We start from the raw sequence: 18,898 nt of genomic DNA, 5'->3' as shown, positions 1-18,898 counted from the left end.
GGTTGCTTTTTTACTATGCATTCTTTTTAGCGACAAAGAAGACACGCTCTGTTTGTTCTGTTACTTCAGTTCTTTCGAAGTCTCCCGTTACGCGAAGAACGGTAAAACCAGCTTCTTCAAGCCATTTCGTTAGTACTTCAACAGGATATGTACGCTGCATATGCAACTCATCAAATCGATGATACACATCCTCTTCTTCGTCTCGTACAAAAAATGTTAAATCATGCTCGACACTGTTTGTTTCTTCACCTGGGAAGCAGTTCCAGATGAGAGAAATTTCTTCTTCATTGACTGTATACGTTTCATTTTGAAATACATGATGAATTTTATAAAGAGAGTGAACATCAAATAAAAATAAACCATCTTGATATAAATGATGATACACACGTCGAAATGTTTCTTGAATGCCGTCTTCTTGCAACACATAATTTAACGAATCACAAAAAATCGTGACGCAGTCAAACTCACCTGGAACATCCAACTCGCGCATATCTTGTTGATAAAAAGGAATAAAATGACCTTCTTCACATAACTTTTGCTGAGCGATTGTTAACATTTCTTCTGATAGGTCTACTCCCGTTACATCATATCCCTTTTTCACAAGAGGCAATGTGACATTGCCCGTTCCGCAAGCCACATCCAGAATTTTCGCATCTGTTTTACCAATTTGCTCTAAGCTTTGTTCCGTAAATTCTACCCATTTTTCATATGGGACATCATTCATTAACTCATCATACAATAATGCAAATTGTTCGTATCTCATTGACCTAACTCTTCTGTGATATCTTCACGTGGTACATCGCCCCAAAGACGTTCTAAATTATAGTAATCACGCTCATCTTTATGGAATACGTGTACAACAACATCCCCAAGGTCAACTAACACCCAACGCGCTTCTTCAAAACCTTCCATGCGCTTTACATCAATTTGCACTTCATGTGCCTGTTCTTTAATCTCGCGAGCGATTGCTTGCACTTGTTTATCAGAGTTACCATGGCAGATTACAAAATAATCCGCAAGCGGTGAAATCCCTTGCATATTTAAAATAACAATATCTTCTGCTCTTTTATCGTCAGCTGCTCGTGCTGCCAATACTAATAATTCTCGATCTTTCATTTCGTAAAGTCCTCCTTAATGACTGCATTATACGTTTGGAATGTTAATGGATAGATCGTTTGGTTTTTTTCCATTAAAAATTGTATTGTATGCTTTAAAGCATATAATAACGCTTGATTAATATCTTCTCGTGCCAGCTTTCTCGCTTCTTCAACGCCAGGAAACTTACGGCCAGGTTCAATATAATCCGCCACGTAAATCACTTTATCAAGCATCGTCATTTGTTCATGTCCACTCGTATGATACGTAATAGCTTGTAATATGTCAGTATCTGTAATACCGACTTCTTTTTCTACTAAATATGCCCCAACTGGTGCATGCCATAATTCTTTATTATAATACAACAAGTCTTTTGGTAAATTTTCTCGTTTTATAATTTCTTCCATTTCTGAAATCGGTCTACATTTTGCATAATCATGAAAAATCGCTGTCATCTCGGCCTTTTTCTCGTCAACACCATATTGCTTTGCGAGTTCGATAGCCGTTTCCATAACACCAATTGTATGAATATAACGCTTTTCATGCATTTGTTGTTTCACAATTTCAAGTGCTCGTTTACGATCCATATAGCCCATTCCCCTCAATGTATTCCTGTACTCCTTTAGGAAGCAAATATTTGCATGTCTTCTTCTTTGTAAAACGTTCGCGCAGAAGCGAAGAAGAGACAGCAAATTCCGGAATTTCTACCGTTACAATATCATAAGGCGTAGAAAGTGTATAACCAGGACGAGCAACACCGACAAACGTAACGAGCTTTAACAACTCATCGATGTTATACCATTTTGGTAAGTATTCCACCATATCTCCACCAATAATAAAATAAAATTGAACGTCTGGATGGTCCTTTGTCAATTGTAACATAGTGTCATAAGTGTAAGACGGACCTTCTCGTTCCAGTTCCGCTAAACAAATAGAGAAATGCATGTCTTGCTCAATTGCTAAATGAATCATTTCTAAACGATTACGTACACTTGTGACTTCCTTATCTCGTTTATGAGGGGGGATTTGATTTGGCAGAAACCAAACCTCATCAAGTTGCAATGCATCATACACTTCATTTGCAATTAACAGATGTCCATTATGAGGCGGGTCAAATGTCCCGCCAATAATCCCGATTCTCTTCAAAGAAAACGCCCCTTTACCTTGTCCTTATAGGTGATAGCTCTCATTCATGAAAAAGTGAGATACCTATACGAACTCGATTGGTTCAACTAACTTTTAGAAATCGTTACTTTGTTTTTGGTAACACAATACGTTTATTTTCTTTTGATTCTTTATATAAGACGATTGTGCTTCCGATTACCTGTACAAGCTCTGCTTTTGCACCTTCTGCAAGCTCTTCTGCTACTTCATGACGGTCAAATTCACAGTTTTGCAGTACACTAATTTTCATTAGCTCACGCACTTCTAGCGCTTCTGCAATTTGCTTTACCATATTTTCATTTACTCCACCTTTACCAACCTGAAAAATTGGTGTTAAGTGATGTGCCTCAGCACGTAAAAATCGTTTTTGTTTTCCTGTTAACATGTATTTAGCCTCCAAGCTTTTTCATTACTATTTGTTTCATTCGCTCTATATCCGGTAAGCGTCCTGTCCAAATTTCAAATGCAAGCGCCCCTTGAAATACAAACATATCAATGCCATTTTGCACAATTGCTCCATGCACCTTCGCATCTTGCAGCAACTTCGTTTCAAACGGATTATAAATAATATCAGACACAATGCTTCCTTTTTTCAAATCTCGAATGCATAGTGGTGTATCTTCTACATGCGGGTGCATACCTACTGTCGTTGTATGGATAATAATATCGTACAGTGCTTGTTTGTCTATTGCTTCTTCTATTGAAAGCGCTAAGGACACGACTTCACTTTCACAGTCAGCAATAAGCTGTTCTGCCTTTTCTACCGTTCGATTCGCAATGTCAATCTCTTTCACACCAGCATCTGCAAGTGAATAATAAATCGCACGACACGCTCCGCCAGCGCCGAGCAGTAAAATACGTTTGTTCGTTATTGGCTCTTTACTAATAGATTGCAATGAACGAACATACCCAACTCCATCTGTATTATACCCAATTAGTTTTCCTTCTTTATGAAGCACTGTATTTACCGCACCGATTTTCTCTGCCAACGGATCAATTTCGTCTAAATGCTGCATAATAGAAACTTTATGCGGAGTTGTCACATTAAACCCAACAACCCCAAGTGCCTTTAATCCTTTCACCGCTTCACCTAATTCGCTCTCTTGAACAAGAAAAGCATGATAATGTGCATCGATCTCTAAATGTGTAAATGCATCATTATGCATGAGCGGTGATAAGGAATGTCCAATTGGATTCCCAATTACGCCATATAATTGTTTCACAAGTCCTCACCACTTTATATTAAAGATTTACGTAATGAAACACTAACTCCTTTTGGTACATGCGCTGCAATTTTTGCGCCAGCTTCATTCACTGTTACCCATCCTAAACCCGAAAATACAACATCGGTTTTCGGTTCATGAATTGTAAACTCATATTTTACAAGCTCTGGCATGTTCTCAAGTTCTTCTGGTGTTGGTGGATTTAATAATTCTCCAGCATGCTTTTCATACAATGCATCTGCTTTTTCAAGCTTCGTGCGATGAATTGTAAGACGATTGGATAAATGGCAAGTAAACGAACGACGACCGCCGCTTATATAATCAAATCGTGCTAATCCACCAAAGAATAACGTTTGTTCTTCATTGAGTTGAAATACCATCGGCTTAATTTCTTTTGTTGGAGTAATCATTTTTAAGCTTTGCTTTCCAACATAATGCGCCATTTGATGATGATTAATAATACCTGGTGTATCATATAAAGATGAATTTTCATCTAATGGAATATCGATTAAATCCAACGTTGTCCCCGGGAAATGTGATGTCGTAATCACATTTTCCGTTTCCTCACTAAACTCTTTAATAATACGGTTAATAAACGTTGATTTCCCAACGTTTGTACATCCAACAACATAAACATCTTTTCCATCACGATATTGTTCAATTGCGCTTGCAAGTTCATCAATACCTTGACCTTTTGCTGCACTAATTAAGAAAACATCTTCCGGCTTTAAGCCGAGTTGTTTTGCACTATAGCGCATCCAATGTGTTAGCTTTTCTGGTTTTACAGATTTCGGAATTAAGTCCGCTTTGTTACCGACAAGAAGTACTTTATTATTTCCAACAAAGCGGTGTAAACCAGGCAGCCAGCTTCCATTAAAATCAAAAATATCAACAATCTTAACAACTAATGCATCAGATTGTCCAATTCCATTTAAAATGCGTAAAAAATCATCATCTGTTAACGACACATCTTGAATTTCATTGTAATGCTTTAAGCGAAAACAACGCTGACAAATGATATGTTCTTTCTCTAACGAAGAAGCTGGTGCATAACCAACTTCACTTTTATTTTCTGTTTGAATTGCAACACCGCATCCAATACATTTAAACGTCTCAGTCAAGCTTTATTCCTCCCAATTAATTAAACCTTTTTTCTTCATATTACGCATAATTCTACGCTCAATTTTTCGATTAAAACGAGTCATAAACCCATCCGTTTGTGCAACTGGAACAACTAAAATTGTGTATAGCCCAACACGGTTACCGCCAAGCACATCTGTTAATAATTGATCTCCAATTACAACTACTTCCTCCGCACGCAAATTCATTTTCGTTATCGCTCGTTTAAAAGCACGAACAAGCGGCTTACGTGCACTATGAATAAACGGAATACCAAGTGGATCAGCAAAATCTTTTACACGCTGTTCGTTATTATTCGAAACAACTGTCACTTGAATGCCATGTTCTTTCATTTTTGTAAACCATTCTTCCAATTGCGGTGTCGCATTCGGACGATCCCATTCAATCAAGGTATTATCTAAATCAGTAATAATCCCTTTTATACCTCGGTTTTTCAATTCTTCAGGTTGAATATGATACACGTTTTTTACATATTCATTTGGTAAAAATAAACTCAATCTCTTTCACCTCTTTGAGGAGTTTTGTAAAGTTCAACTTCCATTTTGAGAGTGATTTTCTCTGAAAATGGTTAGTTGAACTTATCGGGCTCTTACAGGCAGTTACTCGTCATGAAACTTCTATCACTACTGCCTGTTAGAGCGGGGTAAAGTTCAACTTCCATTTTGAAAGTGATTTTCTCTCAAAATGGTTAGTTGAACTTATCAGGCTCTTACAGACAGTTATTCTTCACGAAACTTCCACTACTAATGCCCGCTAGTAGCAGAATAGATCATCTAACGGCTACTGTCCGTTAAACTTGGACAAAATTTTTCGACAGCATTTTTCGATTACGCACCTGTGGATAAACTTGTACACAATTTCCACACTTAAGTTTCAGTTAATTCCGAAATTACCAACAATTATTACACATTTTATCCACGGTAACATGTGGATAACCAACAGATTGTGGCATAAGACAATTTTTGGTACATTAAATGTGACAAATTTACCTTTTTCGCAGGAGGTGGATCGCCTTGACGGCAAAACATATGGAAAAGTTATCTACCGAATTACTCACTGAGTCTTATTATAAAGCAAAAGAATTAAAATTAAATCCCGACTTCATTTTACTTATTAAACAAGAAATCATTAGACGCTCACTAGAGGACAAGCTTTTGAAATCGTCTTGAGTACATATACAGTGAAACTTCTATAAGTGACCTTTTACCCGCTTATGATTAGTTGACCAGATCACCTTAATAAGCCCTGTATATTAAGGTTAGAAATTTACTGCCCATTCAGTGCGGGACAAATACTGCTTCACCTGTAAAAAGAGCCATCTAGAAGACGGCTCTTTTATTATAAAGTGAAACAAGCTATATAAAAGCTGCTTCTTTTATAACCGAGTTGCGACTTTTTCACCAACACGAACCTCTTGTCCACTAGTTAATGATTGAACTACTTCAATCATATCTTTTTCAAATAATAAAACGACTGTAGAGCCAAATGTAAAGTAAGCCATCTCTTCACCTTTTTGAACAACTTCTCTCTCATGCAGCAGTTCAATACTATTAACAAACATTGCACCTACTTTAACAAGAGCCAACCGCTCTCCTTCACTCTCTATTTCAGTTACAGAGCGATAGTTTTTGGATAACGTATCTTTTCCATATTTCATACCTGCTGCATTAACAGGATATGATTTCCTTCCAAGTACAAAACGTTCTGTCACTGTACCTGAGAGCGGGCTATGAATACGGTGATAATGGCTTGGACTTAAATAAATAACCATGTATGTACCACCTGCGTAGCGCGCTGCTCTTTCTTCCGTACCAAGCATATCTACAATAGAATATTGTTTTCCTTTAATCTCAAACATTTTCGCTTGATCAATAGGACCATGATCTGCAAAAACACCATCAACCGGACTCACAATGCTAGATACTTCTGTATCAATCGATCGTTTTCCCTTTTTTAATTTACGCGTAAATAATTCATGAAGCGTTCCGTACTCTTTTAAATCCTTCTCCATCTCATCTTGTCTAATGTGAAATACTTTTGCATAAGACGGAATAATAATCGAGCTTAAACGCGACTGCGCAAATTTACGCAATACATAGGACGTAAAACGACCATTTGTAAGTTCAATCAATAATCGATATAACGTACGTCGCAAACTGCGAAACCCCCTACTATGATATATTCTTTTGTAATAAGACTATTACATGTAGTTTTTCCTATTTTTGTTTCTATATCATAAATTATTAGCACCTTTTAATATTACAGATAGAACCCATCATTTTCAACCGTGAACATAGATTTATCAAAGGAGTTTCATTTTACCGAAAAAGAAAAATGCCTGCTTTTGAATAAAATCAGGCATTTTCCATCTTCAAGATTTCCCCTTCTTCTCTTTCTCTGCACGAACAAATTCATGAAACATTTTCATTAATGCCCTCTTCTCAATACGCGATACATAGCTCCGCGATATACCAAGTGCTTTCGCAATCTCTCGCTGCGTTTTCTCTTTCTCCATACCAAGACCAAATCGGTTTACAATTACTTCTTTTTCCCGTTCATCTAATATGTCGATATACTCTTTAATTTTCTCAAGCTCCATACTCAGTTGAATGGTATCAATCACATCTTCTGATTCTGATTTTAAAATATCTATTAAAGAAATTTCATTCCCTTCCTTATCCTGCCCAATTGGATCATGAAGAGAAACATCTTTTTTCGTTTTCTTTAATACGCGTAAGTGCATTAGAATTTCATTTTCAATACAGCGAGCTGCATACGTTGCCAATTTTGTTCCTTTTCCTTGCGAATAGCTTTCAATCGCCTTAATTAAACCAATCGTACCGATGGAAATTAAGTCTTCCGCATCTTCTCCTGTATTTTCAAATTTCTTCACAATATGTGCCACAAGGCGTAAATTATGTTCGATGAGGAGATTTCTTGCGTGTGCATCTCCTTGCTCCATAAGCTCCAAGTACTTTCTCTCCTCATCAGGCGACAACGGCTGTGGAAATGCATTATTTTTGACATACGATACGAAAATAAAAACCTCACGAATCATATATCCAATTGCGGCGAACAGACTCAACCTCTTCACCCCCGCAAAAATAGTGGTCTTTACTATGTGTATGTGGGCAGGTGATTGTTTGTGTCTGTACAGCTTTATGGACAAAACGAAAAACATTCCTTAATAGTTTGTTTTGTCTATTCACTTTCTATATGAAATCATTTCAAACTTTCCACCAAATCGCTTTTCCCGTACTCGCATCTATATAGCGAATTTCTCGTCTATCGCTATAATCTCCATTATATTCTGCCGTTGTTTGTCTATAAACAAGTTGATATTGAGGAGGCTCTTGCTCAACGTCTTCAAACCACCTTAATTCTGCACGAAGCGATTGACAATACTGCTCTAACGCTTGTTCTTCACTCACTTTCACTTCCTTGTCATAAGTGAGCAGCTTTTGAATAAGACTTTGCGACGTACCACTATATGTTCTTATGTCGCCAGTTTCTCCATCCACAATGACGCGCACCAACTCACCTTCTATCCGAACACCATTTACATATACATAAAAATTAAAGTGTCCTGGATCTTCTTCATCCGGATCATCTTGATTGCTCCAAACGCGAAGATGTTGTTCGTAATTTGGAAATACCTTTCCTAAAAATTGCAGCGCTTTTTCAAAACATTGTTCACGGGTTAATACAGGTTTTCCCTGGTGGTTTCCTCGTTCATAATATCCAAGCAACTCATTTGTTTCTTTATCCATTTTCACAGTAATTGACGTTTCATACTGGAACATATGAAAGTGTTTCTTCCAGTACGCATCGAAAGATTTGTCATATTCTTCAGCGCTCTCTTGTTTATCTGGTAACTTTGCCAAAATAATTATCTTCTCTGTTTCTCTCTCTTCTTCGTGTACTTTCTTCATGACCTTTTTATCAATATGAAATAAACGTTCAATATTTGCTTCTAGTTGTGGCTCCTCACTTAAAGCTGGCAATTCTCTTGTTTCAATCACATAATGACTACGATCATGCAAGTCTTCTCCAGTATGTACCTCAATAAAAGCATGTGCAGGAATTGGTTCATATACAAGGTAATAGCCTTCTTCTATTTCGCCATCCTCCCATTCAAACAACGAATTCGAAAGTTGTGTAAAGACAGGCTCCATACTCTGCCTTTGCTTCAATTGCCTTGTCACACTTTCTTTCTCTACAATAGAACTCGGCCACATTGGCTTTTCCTTTATGCCCTCGTTTCTAAATTTAATAACATTCCCATCTACATCAACTTCGACTACAAAACCTGTTCGAGGCAACGAATAGCCATTTACTTCCTGCCTATATTCAAACACTATACTCTTTTTTCTTTCATTTATATAAATAATTGTACATTCTTTATATGTATGCGGGGCATGCTGCTGCAAAAATGCATCCGCAATGCTTTTTCCTTGCTCTTCACTTACACTTAGCCGCTTTGGGACGCACTCTTTATGTATGGATAATTCCATTAACTCTCCTGTTTCTTTTCGTAAACAGGCTTGAATGTATTCTTCAGGATTCCCCTGTTTCTCCCACCATAATAAATGAACATCTTCATTTACTTTTTCATCATCAACAACAAGTGTATAATCATGTGGAATTTCAACAATATGAGCTACCTGTTGCACTCTCTTCCTATCTACTTGATTCATCATATTCCCCCTATGGTAAAAAATACGTCTATATCATATCACACAAAATTATCTTTATTTTGTATAAATTGGATTATTCATAATTTATGAAGTTATGGCTGACTCCAAAAAAATCCCCGTACAAAAAATATCGTAATCACTATTAGCACTATACCGGAACCCCACAAAACTATTTTTCCGGGCCAACTAAGGAGAATGTAAATGAAAGAATAAAACCATAAATGACGATACAAAGAGGAATTTCATCACCCATTTCTCTCCTTGATTTTCTTCATTAGCAACAAAAAACGACTAGAATTTCTAGTCGTTTACTTCGTTTCACGATGCAATGTTACTCGCTTTAATCGCGGACAATATTTTTTTAGTTCAATACGCTCTGGATTGTTTCGTTTATTTTTCTTTGTAATATAATTGCGATCACCGCACTCTGTACAAGCTAACGTAATATTTACACGCATAAGTTTATACCTCCTAGTAAATTGATTTCGCGAACACAAAACGTAATCATTACGATTTATATCATAAACTTTGCCATTCACTTTGTCAATTCTATAATAAAAAAACTTCTTAATTTAACGTATTTCCAAAAGAAAGCAAAATACCTCGAACTTAAGATGTTTTGTAAGCGGTATAAAAAAGACAAAAAACTGAAACAATTTGTTCATACGGAATTCACATCAATCAATTAGTATAGAAAATGTACATAGTTATATCATACAATAAACACTATGTGGGGAAGGAGGAACATGTAATGAAAACACGCTATCGCTTTATGATTTCATCTGTGGCGGCGTTTGCTTATATGATTTGGTATTTAGTTTAAGCAACCTTACTTTCCAAATAAGAAAAAGGTGTGTATATAATGGAATTTAACCAAACAACAGTTGATTATTGGAAAGCATTTGTATTACCTTATACATTTGCTCTTGAAGAACTGAAAACAAAATTTGAAATTATGAACCGGGAAGCTCAGTTTCTAGAAGACTACAACCCGTTTGAACATATAAAAACACGATTAAAACAACCAAAAAGTATTATTAAAAAGTTAGAACGAAAAAACATAGCTCCAACTGTCGAAAATGCCCAACAACATTTATTCGATATTATCGGTATTCGAATTACATGTTGTTTTGTGGAAGATATTTACTATTTGAAAAATTTGATAGAAAAACGAACAGATATGGAAATCATAGAAGTTAAAGATTATATTGCAACGCCAAAACCAAATGGCTATAAAAGTCTCCATATGATTATTAAGTATCCATTAGTATTAAATGCAGGAACACAAAACGTTTTTGCAGAGATTCAATTACGTACGTTAGCAATGGATTTCTGGGCAAGTTTAGAACATAAAATGTATTATAAATATGAAGGAAATATCCCTGAATATTTAAAGCAGGAATTACATGATGCTGCTATGAAAGCTGAAGAACTTGACAATAAGATGGCCTCCATCCGTCAAGATATTGATGAAATTGAATCATGTTCAGAGCGCATTTTATTACCTGTGTAAAAGAAGTTCTCTATGCAAGAGAACTTCTTTTTATCCCGCCCCACTGATGGAAGTTTCACCTTATCCTTTTTCAATCAAACGTACTTCTTCTATCTTCCATACACTATCTTCTTTTGCTACGGTGTAACGAACTTTCTTTTCAGCAGACTCTTCTTTCTCTTTCGTTTCTACCACAGCATACTCTCCTTCAAAATTTCTTACACTAAAATCCAACAGTTCAATTTTTTTATTCTTATTTTTAAATTCTGCTTCTTTTTGTGCTTTTGTATCTTCTAGTCCTAATGACTTCGTTGAAAAAAGTGCCATATGCCCCTCAAAGTTTTTCTCATTTATTGTTTGAATATAGGAATCTATTAACTTTCTAATCGCTTGCTCTTCTTCCTTTGGTATAGGCTTATTTTCCCCTTCTTTACGAATTGTTTCTTCCTTTTCCGTTGTGTCTTTTTGCACTTTTTCTTGTGAGCTACATCCACATAATTGAAAACTTATTATTCCTAAAATCCCTAATCTCTTTAAAAATCGTTTCATATATCTATCCTCCAAAATTAAAAAGAAAAAAGCAAGGCAAAGAAGCCCCGCTTTTTCTTCATATTAGCGTCTACCTTTATTTGGATCGCCGCCCCCAATAATATCAAACACTCGTTTTGCTAAGTTTGTATTTTCTTGAACGCCAGCAAATAAGTATTTTCCTGGTCCAAATGCATATACACCAACATCTTCACCAGTATGACCACCAGTTGTCCAACCTGTGTAAGAGCGTGTATTAAAGATCGCTTCAATTGCATTATCAATCGTTGTTACATCTTTTGACGTTGCAGCATCATTCACAGATTTAATTTCTTCAGGTGTTAATTGTAAATCAATATACTTTTTCAATGTTTCTTCAACGTTTGCACCTTTAGCGATTTCAGCTGCCATAAAGTCAGGTGTACGTTTTGCTGCTTTAATTGGACTCACATCAAAATTATATACTCCGTTTGCTCCAAGAGACAGACCACCAGTAGAATGATCAGCCGTTGCCACTACTAACGTGTGCTTATCCTTTTTCGCAAATTCAATTGCCGCTTTAAACGCTCTTTCAAAGTCTTCCATTTCACTCATCGCTGCAACAACGTCATTATCATGACCAGCCCAGTCAATTTGGCTGCCTTCTACCATTAAGAAGAAACCATTTTTGTTTTTATTTAAGCGATTAATCGCTGCATTTGTCATGTCTTCTAAAGAAGGTGTGCTGTAATTGCGGTCGATCATTTTATCAAGACCACCTGGCGCAAATAATCCAAGAATTTGGTCATTTTTATCATTTAATAATTGCTGACGATCCGTTACAAGACTATAACCATCTTTTTTAAATTCTTCTGTAAGTTTGCGATCTTTTCGATCAAAGTTCTTTAATCCTCCCCCAAGGAGAACGTCAACTTTATGTTTCCCATTAATTTTCTCGTTAAAATAGTCATCAGCAATTTGATCCATATTTTTCCGATCAATGTTATGTGCTCCAAACGCAGCTGGCGTTGCATGTGTAATCTCCGAAGTTGCAACTAAACCTGTAGATTTTCCGCGTTCTTTTGCTTGCTCTAATACTGTTTTTACCTTTGATTTATCATTGTCCACTGCTATGGCTGCATTATATGTTTTAACCCCTGCTGACATTGCAGTTGCTGCAGAAGCTGAGTCTGTAATATTTTGATGCTCATCTTCTGGATATGTAACCTGTGTTCCTACGAGATGCTTATCAAATTCAGTTTGCTCCATTTCAAATGTTTTTGGGTTATCCTTCATATAACGATGCGCTGTCATATAAGAAGGGCCCATACCATCTCCGATTAAGACAATCACATTTTTAATCTTTGCATTGTCTTCTTTTTCATCTGCTTTAATAACATCTGAACGCGTAACATTCCACGTTACAATTGAAGTAAGTGCTAACGACGAAACAACCGCAAACGGCCAAGCTTTCTTCATAAATCTTTTCATCTTATAAGTCCCCCTAAATTCTTAATTCTATCCCTACTACCAAATGTACTAGAAAACTGTTAAGAGAGAATTGGAAATATGTAAACATTTTGTTAATTTAAGGTAATATTGTTGCAAGCTGTATTTCTTTGTCGTTTTACTTATCGACGTATATGATCCTTCTAAATTCAGCATGTTTGTAAACCCTCTCTCTTTCCTTAACGCACAATAAGACGTAATATTTTGATTTTCCATGATAAAATGTATCTACTAAAGAAACACGAGGAGTGTAATATATGCAAATAAAAACACTAAGTACCTCTGATATCTCACAACTTCTATCTCTTTGCGATGCAGTAGGTTGGTTACATAACGTTTCATCTATGAAAGAACAATTTGAAACCTTCTTTTCTATCGGTACCTTGTTTGGCCATGATAACGAAGGTAAGCTTATCTCTTGTATCGCTGTTTTTCCATATAAAACAGGATTTACTTCTATTGGTATGCTTATTGTTCATCCAGATTTTCAACGAAGAGGATTAGCACGCTCTTTGCTAGACGTTAGTATAAAAAACGCTTCGCAATTGCAACCTTTTACTCTCATTGCAACAGATGCTGGTACGCCGTTATATCATACATATGGGTTTAACACAATTACTTCTATTCATCGACTAGAACGAAATCGCACAGCTACAAAAAACAACTCCTTTTCTACTAGTCAAATCACAAGTCAGGATCTTAATACACTCACTCAACTCGATTACATAGCAAGCGGCGCTTATCGTCCCGAGCTGTATTCAATACTTTTAAATAGAGCATATCTTGCATTAAAAATAGAAAAAAACGATAGACTAGAGGCTTTTGCGCTATGTATACAAAAAGGAGATATCTTATGTGTTACTCCCCTTATCGCTAACAATGAAGAGAATGCCATGCATTTACTACTATCCATATGTAATCAATGGGATGGAGTTGTTCGTATCGACATTCCTCATTCACAAACAACCTTTAGAAATAAACTACAATCGTATGGATTTCAAGTAACACTCGTTTCTCCGCTCATGATAAAAAACGGAAAACACCTTCCTGGTAAACGTGATTCTATCTTTGCTATGATGGACGCAGCACTCTGTTAGAAAGGAGAAACCATTTTGAAGCGCTGGAAACTTTATATTATTAGTTGCTTTGCTCTGACAACACTAACAAGCTGCAGCACAATTGAGAAGCAAACAAAAAAAGCAACACAAGTAAAAGAAACAGTTACAACAAAACTGAAGACAGATGAAAAAATGATTGAAATTGATGGACAAACCATTTACTTCAAACAAATTGGTAAAAATAAACCACCTTTACTTATGCTTCATGGCTTTGGAGGTTCATCAAATGGCTTTAGCGATATTTATCCCGATTTAGCAAAAAACCATACCATTATCGCTGTCGACATTTTAGGTTTCGGTCATTCTTCTAAACCGATGGGTTTTCACTATTCATTTCCAAATCAAGCAAACTTATATTATAAATTAATGAAAAAATTAGGATATGATACATTCGCCATACTAGGACACTCAATGGGCGGAGAAATTTCTTTAAACTTAACATACTTATATCCGAATGCAGTAAGCCACCTTATTTTAGCGGATGCAACAGGGGCTGAATCTTTGCAACACGGGAAAGGATCTCCAAAACCAAATTTATCAACTGATTTGAGTACTGTCTCTACTCCGAAAGAATATCGTAAGAATGAAGTAAAGTATACACGTGAAGATACGGAGCATTATACAGAATTAAGTAAAATGAGGCCGCGCCGTTTACGCATCAATGCTGATGAAATCAAAGTGCCAACATTAATTATTTGGGGAAGAAATGATAAAAGCGTTTCTTGGAAAAATGGTGAAACGTATCATCAATTCTTAAAAAATAGTACATTTCATATTATCGAGGAAGGCGAACATGCACCGTTTCGTCAACAACCGAAAGAGTTTATGCAGTATGTTGATGAGTTTTTCAAGAAGTATCCTACTAAGTCATAATTTTTTACAAAAAAATTCCTAATCAAAGGGAAATTATAATACAATCAGGGAAAAAGGAGGAGATATATTGCTCAGACCTGATAAAAATAATTCATATAAAAATGGATTGTATTTAAGCATTTATAACTTATGCTATATGCTTGGATCAGGCGCTCTATTAATTGGACTTGGTTGGATATTTAGCTCCATTGAAGTAAAAAGTAGTTTTACTCTTCTATTTGGTCCGATTATGATACTCTTCTTACTTTTGTCAGGGATTGGTTACTTTATATTATGGATCCGATTATTAAAGAAGTATCGCCAATATGTTACACACAAACCGAGTTGGAATATGTTTATTATCGGTGTAATTGGCGTGATTCCCAATCTTATTTTTTTCGGCTATTTTATGAGCCTCCAAAATGATGAATCTTGTTTCGGTGCGGCCTTTTTAGGAATCCCGATTTTCTTTCTATCAGCAATTACGATGCTCATGCTTAGTTTATTTATAGCAAAATCACCTCAAATTCGTTAAAAGGGGTATCTCATGATGAGATACCCCTTTTATCCCGCTATTCGCGAGCAGTAACCCCCCCACTGATGGAAGTTTCACTCTATACGCTAAGCGGCTTGTTTTTTATAATTAAGTGATTTTTTATTGGAAATTTTTGATAAGATAAGTCCATCTACACCAAATTTGCCAGCATTATAACCTGAAACTAAAATCAACATAGACAAGATTACTAATTGTGGATTCACGCCAGTTGAACCACTAAACATATAGGAAAAGTTCATTACAAGACCAAAAAATACAGCTGTTTTCGTTAAACACCCAACAATTAACCCTATTCCAACTAAAATTTCTCCCCATGTAACTAAAAAATTAAATAGCTCTACATTTGGAATTGCTACTTCTTTTAAAAAGGATGCCCACCATGATTGCACTGTTGGATGAGCTCCTGATGCTTGTTCAATTGCTCCTTTTAAAAAACCTGTTGCGTCAAATCCGCCACCTGTTAGTTTTTTCACCCCTGCCATAAGCCACGTATATCCAATATAAATACGCACCGCTGCTAGTAAAAAGGAAACTGCTTTGTTCTCTCTTAAAAACTGAATAACCATACATTCCTCCTGATTTTTGTAATTCAATAAATTACATGACTACAACAACATTCGTAACCGGTTTTCGTTTCATTCTTTCGTTTCATTCATTATGAATGCTTTTTATCAATTTGCACAAAATACTTCAAACGTACGTTATATAACCACTTTTATTTGCAAATAAAAACTTGAACATATAATAACACAAACGATAATGATTTTCATTACTATTTACAAAGAATTTATTTTCTCAATGTCAAATTTTATAAAAAAACGTACTTTTATCTTTTTAGATGAGTAAACTCCTACTTATCGTTAGTTGAACTTCATTTTAATCCCTTTTCTACTATAATTGAATTTCATACATCCCTGTTTCCTCTAAAAAGTCTTCCCTCGTTAGTACTCGTTTCATTACATATTGCCTATATGCTGTAATCGTTCCATCATGAGAAACGATCATTACGCGTGAAACTTGTAACGTTTTACACCATTCTATGAAACTATAGGCAGCTGTGCAAAATTCAGGCTCTGAAATCGTATTGATCCCATTACTCCATAACTCTTCATTGTGTTTTTCTGCTAATAAAAATTGGGGGAATAACTGCTGAATGTTCTTTTGATTTAACATTTTGTCACAAGGCAACGTTCTTGCTCCTTCTCGATATGGAAAAATGCGAGGTGAAATACACGGATGAACCACTTTCATACAAGCAACTTGTCCGCTCCATAACGCAGCTGTCTGTATTGTTCGTACCGTTGGACTTGCAATCAATACATCACTCTCACGTAGAGGTAAATTTCCTTGCAGTAATAATGCCTGTTCTCTTCCCTTATTTGTGAGATATGGATGATTCGTCCGTAAACTATCCGGCAGATTTGTTGTATGCTCTCCTTCTCCATGTCTGACAAAAATAAGTTTCATATTAGAATTCCTTTCTTTTCTCTTTTTTTTCGCATCAACGTGCAATTGTTCATATTAAATAAAGGTCAATCTAACAGCATCTAGACATTTAATGTTGAAAATCCTTTAGCATTCAAGTAATCCTCAACTTTCTTCACTTTTAAGCAATGTAAGATGAAACATAGCTATATTGTTATTAAAACCATTTTTGTTCATTTTCAAATTATGCATTTCAATATCTGTGTCTATCCCATTATATTTTTGAATTAGTTGTTTCACATGATTGTAAATATCTACACTATCCATAGTTTCCTCCTCTAAAATCATACCCCTGAAAATAACGACAATAAACAAACCCTCAATCATAGAAGCTTCTCTTCTTTACAAAAAAATCCTCTCTTTATGTAAAAGAGAGGATCCACATATATTTAAATTTAAGGGGGAAACAAAGTAATATAACCCTTTCCTTACAGGAGTTCAGCATCTACATAACGAATATCATATGTTATACAAAAATAGAAATAGGTGATTATGATGATCCGTGAAATTACCGAAGCAGATGCAGCTCCGTTTTTAAAGCTATGTCAAACAATTGATCAAGAAACAAATTTTATGTTGTTTGAACCTAATGAGCGAGATTTTACAATAGAGAAACAAAAATCTATGATTCAAGCACTTCTCTCTCCGCATAATTCAACACTTCTAGTGGCAGAGAAAGATGAGCAACTTGTTGGTTATATAATAGCTCGCGGCGGAGCAGTAAAGCGAAAGCAACACGCTGCATATTTAGCAATTGGGTTGCTCCAGCAATATGCAGGTCAAGGAATCGGCAAACAATTACTTCATGAAATTGAACAATGGGCACGCAAACAACAATTACTGCGTCTAGAATTAACAGTCATGTCTCATAACGAAAGAGCCATTGCGTTATATAAAAAGATAGGTTTTGTTATTGAAGGTGAAGCAGCGTATGGTGTGATTGTTGATGGACAGCCAAGGAATGAATATTATATGGCAAAAATCTTATAAAAGACTTAGGGAATCCAAAATAAACTCTTTTTTTATCGATATATTTAAAGTGCAGCCAAGTCAATTGTTTCTAAGCAATGACAAAATGATGAGATTGCAGCAGACTTTTTCACCATCTGCATTTGCTTTACATGAACCATTACCCATTAAACAATTAGACGATAAAATTATTTTTACAGATGGTCACACCCGTGCATATTTATATTGGCAAGCGAATATAAAAGAGATTCCTGTGTATTGGGATGACGATCCATTACATTATGACTTATATAAATTATGTGTAGAGTGGTGTCTATCAGAAAAGATTTTTCATATTGGCCATTTACAGCACCGGATTTTACCTCATTCACAATATGAAACGCAGTGGATAAAACGCTGCATAAATGCCGAAAAATCTATGACAAACTATACACTCTTTTAATATGCGTCTCTGAAATCAGGGCACGCATATTTTTATTCTTTTACGGATACAACATGCTCCCAATCTCGTTTCTCATAACAATTTACGGCTTCGTCTATATTTTGAATCCATTTTCTCGCTTGTGAACCGTCTGCATTTGCAATCCACATATCAGCTTGCTTTCGATTAGAGCGTATCCATAAAAGTTGATTTGTGTGTTTTATATAGTACGGATAATAATCTCCATACCCTTTTGGCGGGGTTGTAATTTGATGCTGCTGTGCATTCGCAACATTGATTTGATATAGTGAAGGCTGCGGACGTTGCTGCGGATCATTGGACCATTCCGTTTCTATTGCTCTAGAAATTGTAATAAAAGTATTATTTTCCCAATCAAAATCCCAATCAACATAACCTTTTGGAGTAAAAGTAGCTTGCTGAAAAGCAAGTTCTTTTAATTTTAAATGTTTATTTTCGACGGTAAAGCGTCCTTCTCCTTCTATGTATACAAGAATATTTTTTGAAGGTGACTATTAGAACCATTTTGGTTGAATCAGCATACGATCAACTGCTTCAAACTTGCTTCCATCCGCTCCAATTATACATAACCTATTCATCAATCAAGAAGCTGTTGGCGTTGCTAAAAATAAAAAGAAGGCACACTCTATGC

24 protein-coding genes and 1 pseudogene are annotated in these 18,898 nt (G+C 35.8%); 7 read left to right on the top strand and 18 right to left on the bottom strand.

Annotated elements, in window-relative coordinates:
• Window positions 1-13: 13 nt before the first annotated feature.
• From AB1279_RS06020 to AB1279_RS05985, 8 genes are all read right to left on the bottom strand, one after another.
• Window positions 14-763 (bottom strand): class I SAM-dependent DNA methyltransferase, encoded by a 750-nt coding sequence (locus AB1279_RS06020; RefSeq protein WP_429758165.1) that lies wholly within the window; start codon window positions 761-763, stop codon window positions 14-16.
• On the bottom strand, window positions 760-1,116 hold the full coding sequence (gene rsfS / locus AB1279_RS06015) for a ribosome silencing factor (RefSeq protein ID WP_429758164.1): 357 nt from the start codon (window positions 1,114-1,116) through the stop codon (window positions 760-762). Before rsfS ends, AB1279_RS06020 begins: the two co-directional genes overlap by 4 nt.
• Window positions 1,113-1,682 (bottom strand): bis(5'-nucleosyl)-tetraphosphatase (symmetrical) YqeK, encoded by a 570-nt coding sequence (gene yqeK / locus AB1279_RS06010; protein WP_429758163.1) that lies wholly within the window; start codon window positions 1,680-1,682, stop codon window positions 1,113-1,115. Before yqeK ends, rsfS begins: the two co-directional genes overlap by 4 nt.
• Window positions 1,672-2,241 (bottom strand): nicotinate-nucleotide adenylyltransferase, encoded by a 570-nt coding sequence (locus AB1279_RS06005; protein WP_429758162.1) that lies wholly within the window; start codon window positions 2,239-2,241, stop codon window positions 1,672-1,674. The genes yqeK and AB1279_RS06005 overlap by 11 nt, the downstream gene beginning before the upstream one ends.
• 103 nt (window positions 2,242-2,344) lie before the next feature.
• Entirely contained in the window at window positions 2,345-2,644 is a 300-nt protein-coding gene (gene yhbY / locus AB1279_RS06000; protein WP_429753808.1) for a ribosome assembly RNA-binding protein YhbY, read from the bottom strand.
• Window positions 2,645-2,648: 4 nt separating this feature from the next.
• Complete coding sequence (gene aroE / locus AB1279_RS05995) at window positions 2,649-3,482, bottom strand: shikimate dehydrogenase (RefSeq protein WP_429758161.1); 834 nt, start codon at window positions 3,480-3,482, stop codon at window positions 2,649-2,651.
• A gap of 14 nt (window positions 3,483-3,496) precedes the next feature.
• Window positions 3,497-4,603 carry a ribosome biogenesis GTPase YqeH gene (gene yqeH / locus AB1279_RS05990; protein ID WP_429753806.1) on the bottom strand — a complete coding sequence of 369 codons (1,107 nt, stop codon included), beginning with the start codon at window positions 4,601-4,603 and terminating at the stop codon, window positions 3,497-3,499.
• 3 nt (window positions 4,604-4,606) lie between these two features.
• Entirely contained in the window at window positions 4,607-5,119 is a 513-nt protein-coding gene (locus AB1279_RS05985; protein WP_429758160.1) for a YqeG family HAD IIIA-type phosphatase, read from the bottom strand.
• A 516-nt stretch (window positions 5,120-5,635) separates the two neighbouring features.
• On the opposite strand from AB1279_RS05985, the gene AB1279_RS05980 reads away from it, so the two are divergent.
• A complete protein-coding gene (locus tag AB1279_RS05980; protein ID WP_141524996.1) occupies window positions 5,636-5,791 on the top strand; it encodes a sporulation histidine kinase inhibitor Sda in 156 nt (51 codons plus the stop codon).
• Between the two features lie 206 nt (window positions 5,792-5,997).
• Here the strand turns inward: AB1279_RS05980 and AB1279_RS05975 are convergent, their stop codons facing one another.
• The 4 genes from AB1279_RS05975 to rpmG all read right to left on the bottom strand — a co-directional run bounded on the left by AB1279_RS05975 (window position 5,998) and on the right by rpmG (window position 9,777).
• Complete coding sequence (locus AB1279_RS05975) at window positions 5,998-6,777, bottom strand: phosphatidylserine decarboxylase (RefSeq protein ID WP_336481729.1); 780 nt, start codon at window positions 6,775-6,777, stop codon at window positions 5,998-6,000.
• 216 nt (window positions 6,778-6,993) lie between these two features.
• Window positions 6,994-7,707: an RNA polymerase sporulation sigma factor SigK gene (gene sigK, locus AB1279_RS05970; RefSeq protein WP_230574839.1), complete on the bottom strand. Its 714-nt coding sequence runs from the start codon at window positions 7,705-7,707 to the stop codon at window positions 6,994-6,996.
• Between the two features lie 142 nt (window positions 7,708-7,849).
• The gene (locus tag AB1279_RS05965) at window positions 7,850-9,322 is read right to left on the bottom strand and encodes a YcdB/YcdC domain-containing protein (protein ID WP_429758159.1); all 1,473 of its coding nucleotides are present in this window, start codon (window positions 9,320-9,322) and stop codon (window positions 7,850-7,852) included.
• A 305-nt stretch (window positions 9,323-9,627) separates the two neighbouring features.
• Window positions 9,628-9,777, bottom strand: coding sequence for a 50S ribosomal protein L33 (gene rpmG, locus AB1279_RS05960; protein ID WP_001265619.1), 150 nt, complete (start codon window positions 9,775-9,777; stop codon window positions 9,628-9,630).
• Between the two features lie 404 nt (window positions 9,778-10,181).
• On the opposite strand from rpmG, the gene AB1279_RS05955 reads away from it, so the two are divergent.
• A complete protein-coding gene (locus tag AB1279_RS05955; RefSeq protein WP_429753802.1) occupies window positions 10,182-10,832 on the top strand; it encodes a GTP pyrophosphokinase in 651 nt (216 codons plus the stop codon).
• Between the two features lie 60 nt (window positions 10,833-10,892).
• Here AB1279_RS05955 and AB1279_RS05950 read toward each other — a convergent pair whose 3' ends face one another.
• Window positions 10,893-11,360, bottom strand: a complete 468-nt coding sequence (locus AB1279_RS05950; RefSeq protein ID WP_429758158.1) for a hypothetical protein — start codon at window positions 11,358-11,360, stop codon at window positions 10,893-10,895.
• 63 nt (window positions 11,361-11,423) lie between these two features.
• Window positions 11,424-12,809: an alkaline phosphatase gene (locus AB1279_RS05945; RefSeq protein WP_429758157.1), complete on the bottom strand. Its 1,386-nt coding sequence runs from the start codon at window positions 12,807-12,809 to the stop codon at window positions 11,424-11,426.
• A gap of 275 nt (window positions 12,810-13,084) precedes the next feature.
• Here AB1279_RS05945 and AB1279_RS05940 point away from each other — a divergent pair, with 275 nt between their 5' ends.
• From AB1279_RS05940 to AB1279_RS05930, 3 genes are all read left to right on the top strand, one after another.
• A complete protein-coding gene (locus tag AB1279_RS05940; RefSeq protein ID WP_429758156.1) occupies window positions 13,085-13,924 on the top strand; it encodes a GNAT family N-acetyltransferase in 840 nt (279 codons plus the stop codon).
• A 15-nt stretch (window positions 13,925-13,939) separates the two neighbouring features.
• Window positions 13,940-14,818, top strand: coding sequence for an alpha/beta fold hydrolase (locus tag AB1279_RS05935; RefSeq protein ID WP_429758155.1), 879 nt, complete (start codon window positions 13,940-13,942; stop codon window positions 14,816-14,818).
• A gap of 67 nt (window positions 14,819-14,885) precedes the next feature.
• Window positions 14,886-15,332, top strand: coding sequence for a hypothetical protein (locus AB1279_RS05930; protein WP_429758154.1), 447 nt, complete (start codon window positions 14,886-14,888; stop codon window positions 15,330-15,332).
• A gap of 86 nt (window positions 15,333-15,418) precedes the next feature.
• Here the strand turns inward: AB1279_RS05930 and AB1279_RS05925 are convergent, their stop codons facing one another.
• The 3 genes from AB1279_RS05925 to AB1279_RS05915 all read right to left on the bottom strand — a co-directional run bounded on the left by AB1279_RS05925 (window position 15,419) and on the right by AB1279_RS05915 (window position 17,165).
• The gene (locus AB1279_RS05925; protein WP_429758153.1) at window positions 15,419-15,919 is read right to left on the bottom strand and encodes a DoxX family protein; all 501 of its coding nucleotides are present in this window, start codon (window positions 15,917-15,919) and stop codon (window positions 15,419-15,421) included.
• Window positions 15,920-16,244: 325 nt separating this feature from the next.
• A complete protein-coding gene (locus tag AB1279_RS05920; protein WP_429758152.1) occupies window positions 16,245-16,820 on the bottom strand; it encodes a histidine phosphatase family protein in 576 nt (191 codons plus the stop codon).
• Window positions 16,821-16,943: 123 nt separating this feature from the next.
• Complete coding sequence (locus tag AB1279_RS05915) at window positions 16,944-17,165, bottom strand: hypothetical protein (protein ID WP_429758151.1); 222 nt, start codon at window positions 17,163-17,165, stop codon at window positions 16,944-16,946.
• 165 nt (window positions 17,166-17,330) lie between these two features.
• Between AB1279_RS05915 and AB1279_RS05910 the strand changes: the two genes are divergently transcribed.
• Together AB1279_RS05910 and AB1279_RS05905 are read left to right on the top strand one after the other, a co-directional pair.
• The gene (locus AB1279_RS05910) at window positions 17,331-17,828 is read left to right on the top strand and encodes an N-acetyltransferase family protein (RefSeq protein WP_429758150.1); all 498 of its coding nucleotides are present in this window, start codon (window positions 17,331-17,333) and stop codon (window positions 17,826-17,828) included.
• Window positions 17,800-18,249 carry a hypothetical protein gene (locus tag AB1279_RS05905; RefSeq protein ID WP_429758149.1) on the top strand — a complete coding sequence of 150 codons (450 nt, stop codon included), beginning with the start codon at window positions 17,800-17,802 and terminating at the stop codon, window positions 18,247-18,249. The genes AB1279_RS05910 and AB1279_RS05905 overlap by 29 nt, the downstream gene beginning before the upstream one ends.
• Window positions 18,250-18,281: 32 nt before the next feature.
• Here AB1279_RS05905 and AB1279_RS05900 read toward each other — a convergent pair.
• Window positions 18,282-18,842: pseudogene (locus AB1279_RS05900) on the bottom strand (translocation protein TolB); the annotation flags it as partial.
• Between the last annotated feature and the right edge of the window lie 56 nt (window positions 18,843-18,898).

Source organism: Bacillus sp. S14(2024) (assembly GCF_050473785.1).
Classification (GTDB): Bacteria; Bacillota; Bacilli; order Bacillales; family Bacillaceae_G; genus Bacillus_A; species Bacillus_A yunxiaonensis.
The sequence above is the reverse complement of the archived record's forward strand: the minus strand, read 5'-3'. Positions and strand labels throughout refer to the sequence as shown.